Here is a 15,788-nt window from a genome sequence, read left to right as displayed (position 1 = left end):
GCAAGGTATACAGCTGTCTACTTTGCATTCAACATATGACAAACGCAAAGGACACAGCTGACAAACGAATAGTTCTTCGTATTGAAAAAAATAAAAGTATTAAATGAAAAAAGCACTGCTTCCTATTCAAATCGGTAGCAGTGCTTATATTCTTTTCAATCTTACTGTTATATGTCTTTACAACCCTATTACATCTGATTAAAATTACGTCCCAACATTTTACGAATTTCCATTTCGTTTAATCCTCTTCGCGCGGCGTAATCGTCCACTTGTTCTTTGTCTATACTTCCAATCTGGAAATAATTAGATTCCGGGTGAGCAAAAAACAATCCACTAACCGTAGCGGTAGGGGCCATGGCTCCATTTTCTGTGAGCTTCACTCCTATTTGCGACATGTTAAGCAGTTCATCCAACGTGAAATTCTGCAGCTGATCCGGTAACGACGGATAACCGATAGCCGGTCGGATGCCCTGATACTTCACTCTGTACAAATCGGCCATTGTGAATGATTCGTCGGCTGCATAGCCCCAATATTCCTTGCGTACCTTTTCATGCAGGTATTCGGTGGCCGCTTCTGCCATACGATCGGTCAGCGTCTGCAAAAGCATGGCTTTGTAGGTATCACCCTCTTCTTCATACTTATTTTGCAAATAATCGGCACCGGCACCGGCGGTAACTACAAATGCTCCGATATAATCTGTTCTTCCTTCGGCAGCAGGCATAATATAATCGGCCAATGATTTATATATTTCATCTTCACGTTTAACCTGCTGACGGAGCATCGGGAACTTTACACCATCAATCAGCACAGTATCCCCTTCGCTGTTTGCCGGGAAAAATCCATAAACCGCTTTAACAAACTCGGCTTTCATCTCTACAAGTTTATCAAGCATCCGGACAGCATCTTTATATAACTGCATGGCTTCGGCCGCTTTGGCTCTGTCGGCTTCAGGGAAATCTGCCAACCAGGAAGCCCGGCAGGCATCACAACCATGTAATTTCGTGATTTCAGAAAAACGTCCGTTCAATCTCCATGCACTGAAGAAAAAGGTCCAGTGGATATATGGAATAATCTCCTCCACCGGAATATAGGGTAATACGTGTACTCCTTTTTGATTCGGCACAAAAGGTTCATAAGATTTCCAATCAATTGGAATATGCTTTTCCCTTGCTTCTGCCAGCGGAACAAGTACTTCCTTTTTGGCAGCAAAAGACTGTCGTAACGCCTCGTAATCACTATATAATTGAGTTACAAACTCATCTCTCGAATCCTTATTGGTAAATTTAGAGGCAATAATGGGGTTTTGTGATGCATCCAACACATGTATCACCGGGTGACTGTAATGTGGCGCAATCTTCAAGGCTGTGTGAAGTCTGGATGTAGTAGCACCACCCACCATCATCGGGATGGATAATCCCGCTTTCTCCATTTCGGAAGCCACATGAGCCATCTCTTCAAGTGAAGGGGTGATAAGTCCGCTTAAACAAACAAAATCCGGCTGCTCTTCTATTGCTTTCTTTATAATAACATCGGCAGGCACCATCACACCCAAATCAATCACTTCGTAATTGTTGCATGCAAGTACAATAGATACAATGTTTTTTCCAATATCATGCACATCACCCTTCACCGTGGCAAATACCACTTTTCCGGCCTTGGTAGCACCGCCGGCCACCTTTTCCGATTCGATGGCAGGCTGCAGGATTGCAACAGCCTTCTTCATGGTTCGGGCTGTTTTCACAACTTGAGGCAAGAACATTTTACCGGCACCAAAGAGATCTCCTACTATATTCATCCCTTTCATAAGAGGTCCGTCAATGATATCGACCGCTTTAGGATAAGCTGTCAGCGCCTCTTCCAGATCGGCTTCCAGATGATCGCCAATTCCTTTAACCAACGCGTGGACCAGACGGTCTTCCAATGTACCCTCCCGCCAGGCTTCATGTTTGTCTTCCGTCGCACCCTCTTTCTCAACCTTCAGATTCTGAACAAAATTGATCAGCTCCTCCATGGCTTCGGGGCGGCGGTTCAGAATAGCATCTTCAGCCAATGTGCGGAAGCCAGGTTCGATATCGTCGTAACTTACGGCCTCCGACGCATTCACAATACCCATATCCATCCCTTTTCCAATGGCATGATACAGGAAGATGGCATGCATTGCCTCTCGCACATAATTATTTCCTCTGAAAGAAAACGACAAATTGCTTATACCGCCACTTACTCTGGCTCCGGGCAGATTCTTCTTGATCCACTCCACTGCCTGAATAAAAGCAAGACCATATCCGTTATGCTCTTCCATACCGGTAGCAATGGCCAGCACATTCGGATCAAATATTATATCATGAGGATTAAAGTCTAGCTTATCCACCAACAGGCGGTAAGCCCTGTTACATACCTCAATTTTACGCTCGAAAGTATCTGCCTGTCCGGTCTCATCAAAAGCCATAATCACAGCTGCAGCACCTAATTGTTTAACACGCTGGGCATGTGAAAGGAATTCGGCTTCTCCTTCCTTTAGACTGATTGAATTTACAATACTCTTGCCCTGAACACATTGCAACCCTTTTTCCAAAACCTCCCATTTAGAAGAGTCTATCATTACAGGTACTTTGGCAATATCCGGTTCGGCGGCAATCAGATTCAGGAATGTGGTCATCTCCTTTACGGCATCCAACATTCCATCATCCATATTTATATCAATTATCTGGGCGCCATCTTCTACCTGCTTACGTGCAATAGTAAGAGCCTCTTCGTAGTTTCCCTCTTTAATAAGACGTAAGAATTTACGGGAGCCGGCAACATTACAGCGTTCGCCGATATTCACAAAATTATTCTCCGGTTTTACTTCCAACAGTTCCAGACCGGATAACCACAGGCAATCCGGTTTGGGTGCCGGTTTTCGGGGCTTGGCACCCTTTACCAGTTCCGGATAACGGGCGATATGCGCAGGAGTAGTACCACAGCATCCGCCAATTATATTTATTAGCTGTTCATCCACAAAGGGTTTGATGTGTCCAGCCATCGTTTCGGGAGTTTCATCGTATTCACCCAAGCTATTTGGCAAACCCGCATTTGGATAAGCACTAACATAACAGGGAGCATATTTTGCAAGTTCCTGCAGATATGGCTTCATATCGGCAGCTCCAAAAGAGCAGTTCAGACCGATACTTACAATATTGGTATGTTGTACAGAAGCCAGAAATGCCATTAAAGTCTGTCCGGAAAGCGTGCGTCCTCCTTGTCCGGCCAAAGTCAGCGACAACATTATAGGCAGATCTTTACCCTTTTCTTTCAATACAACCTCGGCCGCTTCCAGTCCGGCTTTCACATTCAAGGTATCGAATGTTGTTTCAAACAAAATAATGTCTACACCGCCATCCACCAGCGCCTCTACTTGTTCTTTATAGACGTTATATAAATCCATGTAGGAAACGGCCCGGTAGGCAGGATTGCTAACATCCGGACTCATTGAGGCTGTTTTGTTTGTAGGACCTACAGAACCGGCAACAAATATAGTTTTATCAGGATGTTCCTTCATAAATGCATCGGCTACCTCACGGGCAATACCTGCTGCACCCAGATTAATTTCACGTACGTACGACTGCATACCGTATTCCGCCATGGAAATACCGTTCGCATTGAATGTATTGGTAGAAAAAATATCGGCACCTGCTTCCAGATACTGACGATGAATTGTCTTGATAATTTCCGGTTGAGTAACAGAGAGCATATCGTTATTTCCCTTCACCTGTCCGGGAATGTCCGCAAAGCGTGTGCCGCGGTAATCGTTTTCGCCTAAACGATATCCCTGAATCATCGTACCCATTCCTCCATCAAGAATGAGGATACGCTCTTCGAGAAGTCGTAAAAAAGTTTGCTTGTTCATATGTTGCTATAATTAATCGGGAGATGTTTCAATATTTACAAGCCGAAACAAAAAAGCTTGTCAACCTTCCAAAGGTCTTTTAATAACATTACGGCTGTATATAAAGTTGTATAGTCTCCGGCCCCAGACCACCGCGATTGCAAAAAGCAACCGGGTTCCAAGTATCCAAAGAGCGGGAATTCCAATAGCAACAAATATAACAGTATCTTCTAGTAATGAATGAGAGACAGCTAAATGATGATTCAACAGATGGCCCTCCTTTTGCGTAAGCTTTTTTAATTGCATCTGCTCAACCATAATCGCTCCGCCATAGGCAAGACCTACAACATTCCCAACCAGCCACAAGAATGCGGCATCGCGGGGCAGACCGAAAATCTTCATCAAAGGAGCAAATAGGTCGGACAGTTTTTTCATAAGCCGGAATTCATCCAATACATTATGCAGAATCATCAAGCCTGTTACAATCAGCAAAATAGTGATTATTACCGACATGGATCCGGTAATCCAAAGGATAAGCACCTCTTTTAAACTTGTATCCTGCGTTGCTGCTAATGCCTTCCCTACTGTTTGTCCGCTCCATTCAGGAAGCACCAGATTTAAGGTAAAGGCAATCAGAAAGCTCATCGATAAACGCAGGATGGTCATTCCCCAGAAAGAAGAACCTGTTTTTGCCTGTATGGACGATTCCACAATGAGGTTGTGTGATACCAGGCACATTATTGCAAGGATGGTCGCCTCTCTTAATCCCAAAGACATCGAAGTAATTAATGCGATGGGTGCGTACAGCGGACCAAAGGTACTTGTTATAAAAATGATAGCTGTCTCGCCGGGTAATCCTACAAGCGAGAAAAGCGGAGAAAGGAATCCGGATATTTCGGCCAACCAGCCCGAATACTCAAGCAATCTGACCAATAAAGAGATGGGCAATATAATCTTCAACAGCCAGATACAAGTTCTGGCAGACTTAGGCAATGCATTCTTGATACACAACCAGATCCTTTCCAAGTGAGTTCCCATTCCTATTTCTTGAATAAACGGTCCATCTCCCGTTTGTCTTCTTTTTCCTTGATGGAATGACGCTTGTCGTATTCTTTCTTCCCCTTTGCAACTGCGATAACCACCTTGGCCAGGCCCTTATCATTGATAAACAAACGAATCGGCACAATCGTAAAGCCGCTGTTCTTGGACGCTCCTTCAATTTTTCGCAATTCCTTACGGCTCAACAACATTTTACGGTCTCTTCTGGCCACATGGTTGTTATAGGTACCATAAAAATACTCGGCAATATACATATTCTTCACCCACAGCTCGCCTTTCTCCATGATACAAAAGGTATCCACCAGACTGGCTTTACCTAAACGAATTGATTTAATCTCCGTACCGGTAAGCACAATGCCTGCCGTAAAGGTGTCGAGCAATTCGTAATCGAATGTGGCCCGTTTGTTTTTGATCTGTATGTTATTACTAATTTTCTCTTTCATTTTTCTGAATTATTCGAAACGTAAACCAGGCATTAACATGGAAAGCAGAAAGTCGATGATAATAGGTGCAAGTAATATCACCGCCGAAACAATACCAACAAATTTCAACTTCACATTTTCCTCTACTCCCATGTAAGATTCTGCACCCTCCCACACAATGTAAACCGTATAAAGAATAAAGATACGAAGAAAAAAGAATTCGGGCAAAAGCATGAGTACGATAGTAAGTGCATACACCAATGACGACGAATAGCCGACAAAGCATTGCCAGCGTTTCATATCTTTCACTCGTTTAAATATACTCACCCAAAGTTCATTAAGCAGGTAGGATGCCAGATAAAATCCACCAAAAAAAGAAACCAATGTTTTAATGGACGATTTCAATGCAAGCTCAACGTCAAATTCCTTCCGGGTGAACAACACTCCTAAAAAAGCAGCCAACGTTACCATTCCAATCAACGGATAAATAAACCGAGATAGAAAGTCTTCCTCTTTGTCTTCTTTCAGGGAAAGCATCTCCCATGCCTTTGCAGGCTGAGAAATAATTAGTATAACTAATTTAATTATCTCCTTATACATCTTCACATTTCTAATTGAAAGACAAAAGTATAAAAATAAGACATAACTTCTACTATCTTGCTGTATTTTATAGTTGAAATCACATCAAACCTCCAATAAAAGAACACAATAAAAAAAGGGAACTGTCCACAGACAATTCCCTTTAATCCACCGTTTATTTGAAAATTAATTGGATGTACCCAATATTGAGCTTACATCCCACGTAATGCGTTGAGTAGCCCCTTTCACAAAGCTGCTGTCGGCATTAATTGTTTTAATATAATTAATTTTAAAGCTTAATTTATCATTGCCCAACGTTTTCTCCTTTTGAGCAATCTGTTTCAATACATACTCCACATCAAATGCATTAACATGATAGGGGGTGATTTCGGGAGATTTACCATCTTGCACCTTCTGGCATGAATAGTAAAAATTATAGATTCTGTATCCGTCTACTTCCTTAACCTCTTCGTTCGGATTGTAAGTTAGTCTGTACGTATTTTTCTGTTCTGTTTGTTCTTTATGCTGCGAATAAACAAATAGCTTGTTGCTGATAAAGTTCAACGAGGGAATATCGTAAATCATTTGTTCGTTGGGGCGTACTTTAAGTGAGTCGGTTGACGAGCTTGTAGGCCACTTATCCACATCCACATAGTTTGATATCGTAGCAGCATAGTAACCCAGTTGTTCTACATTCTGAACTGAATAATCTATATACATGTCAATCAGGCAACAATCACCCGGCTGTATAGAAGCATCCGAGTCCAGACCCGGCGAATAAATAAGGCTACCATCCGAAATCCGGACCACTTTTTTGTAGGTCAACGGTTGAGATTCCACAACACCGGCTATGCCGTAAAGGCTGGTTTCACTTCCGCCTTCTCCCAAACATGAGGTTAACAGTACCATCGCCGAAGCCAAAACCGTCAGCGTAGTCATTCTAAGTCTCTTCATCTTCATTCTTTTTTAGTAATTATATTAATTTATTATTAAAATCCCAATCTTAATCCCACATTAAATCCCGCATTAAACGGTTTTTCCGAGCGAATGGTTTCAATTGAACTTCCGTTATCGAAGTAGTATGCCACACCGCCTTCAACAAAAACATTCACAAAGCGATAAACCGGATAGCTTACTCCGGCCTTTGCGTTGGCCGACCATAACCACTCCTTCATCCGCACCTTTTCACTTTCCGTACCTAAATCAATTCCTTCGGAGAATAGTGTGTTTTTAACTATACCATTTACATTGATCTCGGCCATAGCTCCTGCTGAAGTATAGAACTGGAAATTATTCCATTCAGCAATTTTATAGACTACAGACATAGGTACTCCCAGAAAATAAAGTTTCTGTTTCGTCTTTGTATGAAATGTTCCGTTCGTTTTCCAATCAGACGACAGCAGGGTAAAGTTAAGTCCCGTCTGCAACGCAAACCGATCGTTCAATCGTCTGCTTACAGCCAACCCAAACGTAATCGGGGTATCATGATGTATATCCGTTTTCGGAAGCTCACTGTTGATGGATGGTGCATTCATATACATCAACCCTTTATCCGCCTGCATGGAATTCTTAAATGTATACGTATTAACCGTATTGCCCGATCCGGCAGTAAAGCTACCGCTTCCGAGGCCAAAACTCCATTTTCTGTCCGTTTTTTCACCCCTTTTTATATCCGGTTGACCTGCATCGGCAATAAGACGGCGTGTTTCCTGAGCTTTTTCGGCAACCGGTTTAGGTTCGCTATCCTGTTTGGCGGCTATGCTTGGTTGAGAAGGTACTCCTTCCGTATTATTTGGGACTTCGGTCGCTACCGAATCTGTTTCCGTTTCAACCGTAGAAACTTTCTGGGATGCTGATTGCACTGCAGCATTCAATCTAACAATACGGTCCACCTTTTTATTCGCATACGTTCTGTCTTTCTTCTCTTGTACCGATTCGCCATCAGCCAGTTGAACAGGCTCTGTAATGGTTTTCAATTGTTCCTGTTTCAATTGGTTATCCAGTACTTCGGTTTCCTGTCTGGCCTGCTGTACCAAAGGAGACTGCAATGTTTCCTCCGTATAGAAATAGAACGTACCGGTTGCAATCAAAAAGACAATAGCTGCGGCAGCAGCCACATATTGCCATTTTCGTCTTAAGGGAACAACCTTCCGGGCTGGCAGACGCTGCAATATAGCATCCAGGTCGGCCGGATCGGGATCCGATTCAAAGTTCTGCAACTTTGATCTGAATATATCCTCCAATTGATCTCTTTGTTTATCGTTCATATCTTTCATCCAATTCTTTTACTTTCCGTTGCAATAACTGTTTTGCTCTTGTAAACTGAGACCTTGATGTACTTTCGGTAATTTCCAGCATTTCACTGATCTCTTTATGAGAATAGCCCTCTATGGCAAACAGGTTGAATACTGTCCTGAAGCCGGGAGGAAGTTCCTGTACCAGTTGGAGCAGATCTGCAGCAGACATTTCAGAAATAACCGAATTATCCGGATGCATCAGCTCCGCCGTATTATCAAGATCTACTGCTTCCCTCAGAATATCCGTTTTACGCAGATGCTCCAACGCAGAGTTTACAAATATTTTTCTCATCCACCCCTCGAACGAACCCGAACCGGCATAAGAATCAAGGGCAGTAAAAACCTTTACGAATCCATCCTGCAGTAAATCACGGGCTGTCTCTCTATCGCTTGCGTAGCGTAGGCAGACCCCCATCATTTTGCGGGAGTATGTTTCGTAAAGCTCTTTCTGAGCCATCCTCTCTCCTTTCCTACAACCCTCTATCAGTTGTTGTTCATTCATTTAGTCAGATATTCAGTTCCTCCGCAGAGGTCGTTCAACAAATTAGATGAAAACATTGAAATAAATGCTGCATTCTGTTTATAAAAAAAACAGAGGTAGCCTCTTTTAGCACCGGAACAGAATCCATTGCTTAAAAGAGGCTACGCAAAGATAAAAATGATCTGGTTAATGCTTATGCTTTCCGTCTTCTTTTTTGACAGGAACAGCACATCCGGCTCCATCATCTACTGGAACAGCATCCATCTCAATCTTTTTAAATGCCGATACCAAACGTGTGGCCGATGTTTTATCAGCTCTGTAAGTTACAACGACCGTACGCGTAGATAAATCGCATTTCAAATCTGTCACCCCCTTTTCGAAGGCAATGTTCTTTTCTATTTTCTTTACACAATGATCGCAATCCATTGCTTCAATGAAGAAAGTGGCCGACTCTTTTTTCTTTTTTACATCTTGTGCAAAAACAGTACTCAGTACACAAAAGGTACATACGAGAATAAAAACAATTCTTTTCATACTTTTACATTATTGGTTGTTTCACAAATCAATCTCTTGCAATATTAAAACGGATTCCGGCATAGATCTTTCGTCCGTGTACCGGACCGTAAATCATTGAGCCATCAAAATTATCACCTCGTGGATTAGAAGCATCTATTATCGGAGTATCCTGTGTAAAGTCAAACAGGTTCTCGCTGCCCACATAAACGGACCATCTGCGGAAGAAACGGGTAACCTGTGCATTTACAACCGTGTAATCCTTAAATTTACTATCCCACAACGGATGGGTGGTATCCGGTAACGGCATTCTTCCTCCTCCGTTAAATTGAGAAGTAACATCAAACTGCCATTTTTTTAGCGGGGTTTGATACGAAGCTGTTAACAATCCCTTATAATCACTCACCAAAGGCTTCTTCATTCTGTAAATCAAACCAGCTTCGTTGCGATAGTCGGTTTGGGCATCGGTATACCTATAGGCGGCCGTAAGGGTGAAACCACGGAAAAACGGATAGGTAGCTTCCAGCTGGAAACTGTTTGAATAGGAAGATCCTTCCAGATTATAAAAACTTACCTCGTGGGGATTGCTATCCACATCCACTACCACTTGTTTATTAAAATCTGTGTAATACCATTCCCCATTCAATGTAAGTTCCTTCCCGGCAATCGGGATATAGAATGAAAGATTTAAACCTGTATTCCATGCCTCTTCCTGATCCAGGTTTTCGGCAATACGCATTTTGCGACTGCTGGCCAACAGAAAGTTATTTTCGGCAAGCACGTTGGCCGTTCGATATCCCTTTCCCACCGAAGCGCGTACATGAAACCAATCGAATGGATTGTACTTAATGTGTACACGGGGTGTTACAAAGAAATCGTATTTTTCACTGTAATCGGCGCGGATACCTGCCAGCAGAATGAATTTATCGTTCAGATTATAGGTATATTGTGCATATGCTCCAGACACCACTTCGCTTCTGTTGTAGGGTGTCCATCTGTTATTTAGTACCAGGTTTTCATTAAATCCATCGTAATTCAAACTCAATCCGGTGCTCAGACTGTGTGCATGCGAGAATTCCTTTTCATACATCAGGCTGGCATACACATTATTCTGATAAATATTATAGGGAGTAATGTCATACATGGACTTTTGTTCGTGATATGAGCCCGAAAGAATCAGTGCTACACTCTCAACCTTCTCTTTATCTAAAATATAGGCCTGTTTGGTAAACAGCTCGGCCCGGTTGGTGTTCAGGTCTATTACATATGGATTAACCATGCCGCCGTGATGCGTATCCTGACCACCTATTCTGCTTTCGTGCAAGAAACGTCCACCATATTGAGCCACATACGAGCCCGAATTATAGCTCCACCGGTTCATCAGATTTACCTGTTCTTTTAAGGGTGTATCCAGAAAACCATCTCCATTATCATCATGCGACATTTTATCGTTGGAGTAATGCACCAACAAACCTGTGGAAAGCTTATCGTTTATATGCCAGGATGCATCTGTATTTGCTTCATATCTTCCGGCATCACTGGCAAAAAGATTAGCAGAGAAAATATCAGCCGTCTGCGGCTTCTTAAATTCCACGTTAATCTGCCCCGCCAATGCCTCGTAACCATTCTTTACAGATGAGGTTCCTTTAGATACCTGGATACTCTCCATCCAGGCGCCCGGGACATAATCCAATCCATAAAGAGAAGAGGCTCCTCTGAAATTTGGATAATTTTCGGTAAGCATCTGTATATAAGTGCCGGATAAACCTAATAATTTGATCTGACGCGCTCCCGTGGAAGCATCGCTATAAGAGACATCTACCGATGGATTAGTTTCAAAACTTTCGGCCAGATTACAACAGGCAGCTCTACACAACTCATCATAAGTTATTTTCTGGGTTTGAAGCACACTTGTTCTACTTGAAATTGTAGCCACCTTGCGTTCACTTACCACTACCTCGTCTAAGGAGACCTCTCCTTTTAACACAATAACCAAAGGTTCTTTACTGTCTTTTACCGCAACAGCTACGGTTTGGTAACCAATATAACTTGTTACCAGATTGGCTTCAGGTCCTTTACTCTTTAAGGTAAAGAACCCTTGTAAGTCGGTTGTTGTACCTTCCTGTGTGCCTTCCCAATAAACATTTGCTCCTATTACAGGCTGTTTGTTTTCATCATAAACATGACCTTTTACGACACCATCCGCCAGTAATCCTGTCGGAATAAGCATCATACAAAGTAAAAAATATACTTGTTTCAACATATTCAAATTCTTAAACGTTAATACACTGATGCCTTTCCTATCCATTTTTAGATACGGAAACATTCCATATCCTGTTCGGGATAAGACTACAATCCTTCATCCGGCAACCTACAGGCAACCGGAACAAAATCGTTTAAAAATTAAATCAGAAGTGTAGTGAGAAGCGATAAATAAACACGTGGGCATAGTATAGGCGGCCCATCCAGCGGAACAAAACAATGGCTGTAAACAGGTACAACAGGAATCAACGATTGAACAATATCAAAATTTAAGTAACTCAGATCAAATGAAGGAACCTGTATCACAGGTATATCATCCGTATCGTCTGTCCATTCAAACTTAACACGCTTCAATCCGCAGTTAAGGCAGTCGCCGTCATGACGGAAAACTTCTCCTTTCTCGTTCATGAAATTAACATGATCGTGTCCGTGTGTTTCGCAACACAGATCGTTAACCACAGCATCCACTCCTTGTACAGCACACTCGTGACAGCAATAGTTTATATAATTAATCCCTGCTCCCCCATATCCTACGATACAGGCAAGAAAGAGAATTAAAACAACCGTTACTGTCTTTTTCATCTGTTTAAAGCTATAATAAGAATATATAACTGCTACAAAGATATAAAATAATCAAAACTCCAACCGAGTCCATTCTATTTTTAACTATTATTTTTCGTACGGAAGCAAATAATAAATAGTTTCTTTCGAAGGTTTGCTCTCTATCCGATAACGGGTAGAAGAGGTAACACAGAATGAATACATTCTCTCTGTTTCATCTGTAAGCGGTAACCGGAAGGAATTTCCTCTTACTCCGGTAGCCAGCATATGAGATGATGTTTGGGTGTCCACCGAATCATTAATCGCGTAATAAACAGTGTAAGATAAAGAATCACTCTTACCTTCGGGCACATCCCAGGTAAGCTCCAGTTCATTATTTTCTTTGCGAACTTTAATTTCTGAAGGAGCCTCCGGAACAGCATCATCCAACCATTTGAGCGGAGGAAGCTGGGCAGGATACTTGTAGTATACATTTTTCAGTTCGTCGTAAATACCCTTAGTATTGTCCAACACGTTTGCACAACGGAAAAACGAACAACCGGCACCACCATAATATCTGCTGTAATCAATCTGATCGGTAATATCATTTTTTTCCCAATCAGCCTCTTTTTTGTCCATCCGGTAAGCCCCTAACCCGGGTACAACAATCCGTCCGTTGCTAATTTCTACCCAATTATCTACAAACGGAAAAAAATTATCAAACTTATAATACATCATCGGTACCACCATATCGTGCTTTCCCTGCTGCAACCATTTACCGGGATCTTGATAAACACTTTCGTAAGCAGTCCAACCCGCATTGGGTACTTTCGGAATACGGCTGTATTTACCCAAAGGAGAACTGCTAACCTGAATCCAGGGCTTCACTCCCTTTACCCAATCATAAATCATGGATACCATCCGGGTAATATTGGAACGGCGCCACTCGTCTAAAGGCATTCCCTTACCTGATTTATTATAAGCTGCCCTGTCGGGAAACTTCTTAGCCTCTTCTGGATAGCGTATATAATCAAAATGAATCCCATCCACATCGTATCCATTCACTATTTCCTTTACAAGAGAAAGAATATATTGATCTGTTCCCGGTACTCCCGGATCGAGGTACCACTCGCCGTTAAATCGCTTGCAGAGCGAGGGCATCCGTTTAACCACCGAATTGCGGCCTTGTTCTTTTACTGTTTTGTCAGTTCCTACCGGAAAAGTAACCATCCAGGCATGACATTCCATTCCTCTTTTATGGCACTCTTCAATAACAAAAGCCAACGGATCGTAACCGGGCATCACTCCATATTTTCCCGAAAATGTTTTCGAGGCGGGCTCGATAGCCGATTTATAGATAACATCTCCACGCATACGAACCTGAACAAATACCATATTGAAATTAGCTTCTTTCAAACGATCCAGTATCTGGCATAATTCCTGTTGTTGCATCTTCCGACCGTACTCGGTCGTCGCAGGCTTCTGTGGCCAGTCGAGTCCATAAATGGTCGTAAGCCAGACCGCCCTTATTTCGTGTTTGGGTGAAGGCACCTCCGCCCGAAGCATTAATCCAATAAGTGATAATAAAGCAATATATAGATATCTTTTCATACAAATGTTTATTTATTGCACAGCAATTCCCGACAAAAATAACGAAAATACCGACACATCATATACATTTGCTTGAATGGAATAACATAGACTTCTTGCATTATAACCATCTATTAAGTTCGATAAGACTATACATAATGTAAAAATGCAGCTAAAAGATTATTTTCTTATCTGATTCACTAATTTTATATGGAATAAGATTATTTAACTATACATATTATTATAATTCATTAACCTTTTGTTTCTTTATGAAACTATAAAACGAACCATTATGAAAACACGCACCAGCCTTTTTATTGTCCTTGTAAGTCTTTTAAGTATATATGTTTGTAGTGCCCAACAACCCTATGTTGCCAAGCTTGACAGCCTTATTGAGCTGATCCGGAATAATGATAAAGGCATGGGAAGTATTTCTGTTTTCAAAGATGGAAAAGAGATCTATGGAAATGCATATGGATTTGCCAACGTAGAGAAATTGCTCAAAGCAAATAAAGAAACGCGGTATAGAATAGGATCCATCAGCAAAGTGTATACGGCCAGTATAATCATGAAGCTTTCTGAGCAAGGGAAGTTGTCTACCAACGACCTGTTAAGTCGTTATTACCCCCAGATAAAAAATGCAGATAAAATCACGATCGAACAACTATTGCGTCACCGTAGCGGAATATTCAATTTTACCAATCTACCTGATTACTTACAATGGAATACTTCTGTATTCAGTAAGCAGAAGATGTTGGAAAAACTGGCGGCTTTAGGAAGTGATTTTGAACCCGGATCCAAATATCAGTATTCAAACTCAAACTACATCCTTTTATCTTTAATTGCCGAGGATGCAGGTGGTAAATCTTACAACGAGTTATTAAATGATTTTATTCTCAAACCATGTGGGCTAACCCATACACGCATATTCGGATCAATCAATCCGGAAAAGAATGAAGCATCTTCTTACAGATACCTACCGGTTGCGACACCTCAAAACTCGCATTGGGCTCTGGAATCGGAAACAGACCCCAGTGTTCCTTTAGGTGCAGGATTCCTTTTATCGACACCATCGGATATGAACCGGTTTATTTGGGGATTACAGGAGGGCAAAATAGTTAAAGCGGAGACACTTAAAATGATGACTACAATGCAGGATGGATATGGTCTGGGATTGTCTCCATATAGATTCGGACTAGAACAGAGCTATGGACACGGAGGAAGCATTGATGGCTTTCAGTCAACTTTATTTATTATTCCCGGACTAGATCTTTCGGTGGCTATTACATCCAATGGCACTGTCTATCCACTTAACAATATAGCTATTGATATCATGCGTATTGTTACCGGCGACCCGACCTATACCTTTCCGGCATTTGGTAACCTTTTAGAGGTAAGTGAAGGCGACCTTCAAAAACTTTCCGGGAACTACAGCAGCCCGGAACTACCTATTAAACTCAGGATATTTGTTGATAAAGGTTTGCTACATGGCCAGGGAGCTGGTCAGCCAGCCTTTCCTTTGGAATGTTTTGACACCAATAAATTTAGGTTTGAAATGGCTGGAATCATCATGCATTTTAATTCCGAATCGAACACAATGATATTGAAGCAAGGTGGTAAAGATTTTACATTCACAAAAGAATAGCACCCTAGGTTTCATCCTATTCGTATACATAGTATTAAATAATATGTATGTCTTAAATATATGAGACGTATTAAAGATTTGCAGCCTGTTTAATAATGCAATCCAGGTGCTTAGGAAGAGCATTGTCGAGGCACCTGAATATGCAATATAATTATGTATTATAATACTATACAACTATCGTTAGGGTATAATGAAATAAAATTAAATATTATAAGATAGTCGCAGGTATATCAGTCGGATTATTAATATAATAATCAACATATTTGGGTTTGTCTTGTTTCAGGCATTCGTTCTATCCAGATGCCCAGTCACACCGGACATATCTTTAATCCATTTACGGGACAATATAACGCCGACAGACGTATTGTTTCTGTTTCTGCCCCTAATGCATTAGTCGGCAGGGGTATAAACAAAAAAAGGAGTCAGTTCAATCGAACTAACTCCTTCTCTAAAAACGGCGGCTACCTACTCTCCCACTGTTACGCAGTACCATCGGCGTGGGTGGGCTTAACTTCTCTGTTCGGAATGGGAAGA

Annotated in this window: 12 protein-coding genes and 1 rRNA gene; 1 reads left to right on the top strand and 12 read right to left on the bottom strand. The window is 41.7% G+C overall.

All coding sequences use genetic code 11. From position 1 onward, the window contains the following. Window positions 1–188 precede the first annotated feature (188 nt). The 11 genes from metH to AB7E53_RS10400 all read right to left on the bottom strand — a co-directional run bounded on the left by metH (window position 189) and on the right by AB7E53_RS10400 (window position 13,630). Complete coding sequence (gene metH, locus AB7E53_RS10450; RefSeq protein WP_446775548.1) at window positions 189–3,887, bottom strand: methionine synthase; 3,699 nt, start codon at window positions 3,885–3,887, stop codon at window positions 189–191. Window positions 3,888–3,947: 60 nt separating this feature from the next. Beyond that, window positions 3,948–4,904, bottom strand: a complete 957-nt coding sequence (locus tag AB7E53_RS10445; protein WP_179398674.1) for a nucleoside recognition domain-containing protein — start codon at window positions 4,902–4,904, stop codon at window positions 3,948–3,950. A gap of 2 nt (window positions 4,905–4,906) precedes the next feature. Further along, window positions 4,907–5,368 carry an SsrA-binding protein SmpB gene (smpB, locus tag AB7E53_RS10440; RefSeq protein ID WP_079684616.1) on the bottom strand — a complete coding sequence of 154 codons (462 nt, stop codon included), beginning with the start codon at window positions 5,366–5,368 and terminating at the stop codon, window positions 4,907–4,909. A gap of 9 nt (window positions 5,369–5,377) precedes the next feature. Then, window positions 5,378–5,947 carry a YIP1 family protein gene (locus AB7E53_RS10435; protein WP_079684615.1) on the bottom strand — a complete coding sequence of 190 codons (570 nt, stop codon included), beginning with the start codon at window positions 5,945–5,947 and terminating at the stop codon, window positions 5,378–5,380. Window positions 5,948–6,112: 165 nt separating this feature from the next. Further along, window positions 6,113–6,880, bottom strand: a complete 768-nt coding sequence (locus AB7E53_RS10430) for a hypothetical protein (RefSeq protein WP_179398675.1) — start codon at window positions 6,878–6,880, stop codon at window positions 6,113–6,115. Between the two features lie 35 nt (window positions 6,881–6,915). Next, a complete protein-coding gene (locus AB7E53_RS10425; RefSeq protein WP_446775546.1) occupies window positions 6,916–8,193 on the bottom strand; it encodes an outer membrane beta-barrel protein in 1,278 nt (425 codons plus the stop codon). Next, window positions 8,183–8,725, bottom strand: a complete 543-nt coding sequence (locus tag AB7E53_RS10420; RefSeq protein ID WP_068180681.1) for an RNA polymerase sigma factor — start codon at window positions 8,723–8,725, stop codon at window positions 8,183–8,185. The genes AB7E53_RS10425 and AB7E53_RS10420 overlap by 11 nt, the downstream gene beginning before the upstream one ends. A gap of 165 nt (window positions 8,726–8,890) precedes the next feature. Next, entirely contained in the window at window positions 8,891–9,238 is a 348-nt protein-coding gene (locus AB7E53_RS10415) for a cation transporter (protein ID WP_079684612.1), read from the bottom strand. Window positions 9,239–9,266: 28 nt separating this feature from the next. Continuing rightward, complete coding sequence (locus AB7E53_RS10410) at window positions 9,267–11,480, bottom strand: TonB-dependent receptor (protein WP_446775544.1); 2,214 nt, start codon at window positions 11,478–11,480, stop codon at window positions 9,267–9,269. Between the two features lie 140 nt (window positions 11,481–11,620). After that, the gene (locus AB7E53_RS10405; protein WP_446775543.1) at window positions 11,621–12,061 is read right to left on the bottom strand and encodes a hypothetical protein; all 441 of its coding nucleotides are present in this window, start codon (window positions 12,059–12,061) and stop codon (window positions 11,621–11,623) included. Window positions 12,062–12,148: 87 nt separating this feature from the next. Further along, complete coding sequence (locus AB7E53_RS10400; protein WP_446775541.1) at window positions 12,149–13,630, bottom strand: glycoside hydrolase family 10 protein; 1,482 nt, start codon at window positions 13,628–13,630, stop codon at window positions 12,149–12,151. 271 nt (window positions 13,631–13,901) lie between these two features. On the opposite strand from AB7E53_RS10400, the gene AB7E53_RS10395 reads away from it, so the two are divergent. Then, the gene (locus tag AB7E53_RS10395) at window positions 13,902–15,254 is read left to right on the top strand and encodes a serine hydrolase domain-containing protein (RefSeq protein ID WP_446775539.1); all 1,353 of its coding nucleotides are present in this window, start codon (window positions 13,902–13,904) and stop codon (window positions 15,252–15,254) included. 452 nt (window positions 15,255–15,706) lie between these two features. Here AB7E53_RS10395 and rrf read toward each other — a convergent pair. Beyond that, window positions 15,707–15,788, bottom strand: a 5S ribosomal RNA gene (rrf, locus tag AB7E53_RS10390); the annotation flags it as partial.

The sequence above is a fragment of the Macellibacteroides sp. genome, from assembly GCF_050251695.1.
Taxonomy (GTDB): Bacteria; Bacteroidota; Bacteroidia; order Bacteroidales; family Tannerellaceae; genus Macellibacteroides; species Macellibacteroides fermentans.
Note: the sequence above shows the minus strand (reverse complement) of the source record. Positions and strands in the feature narration are given on the sequence as shown.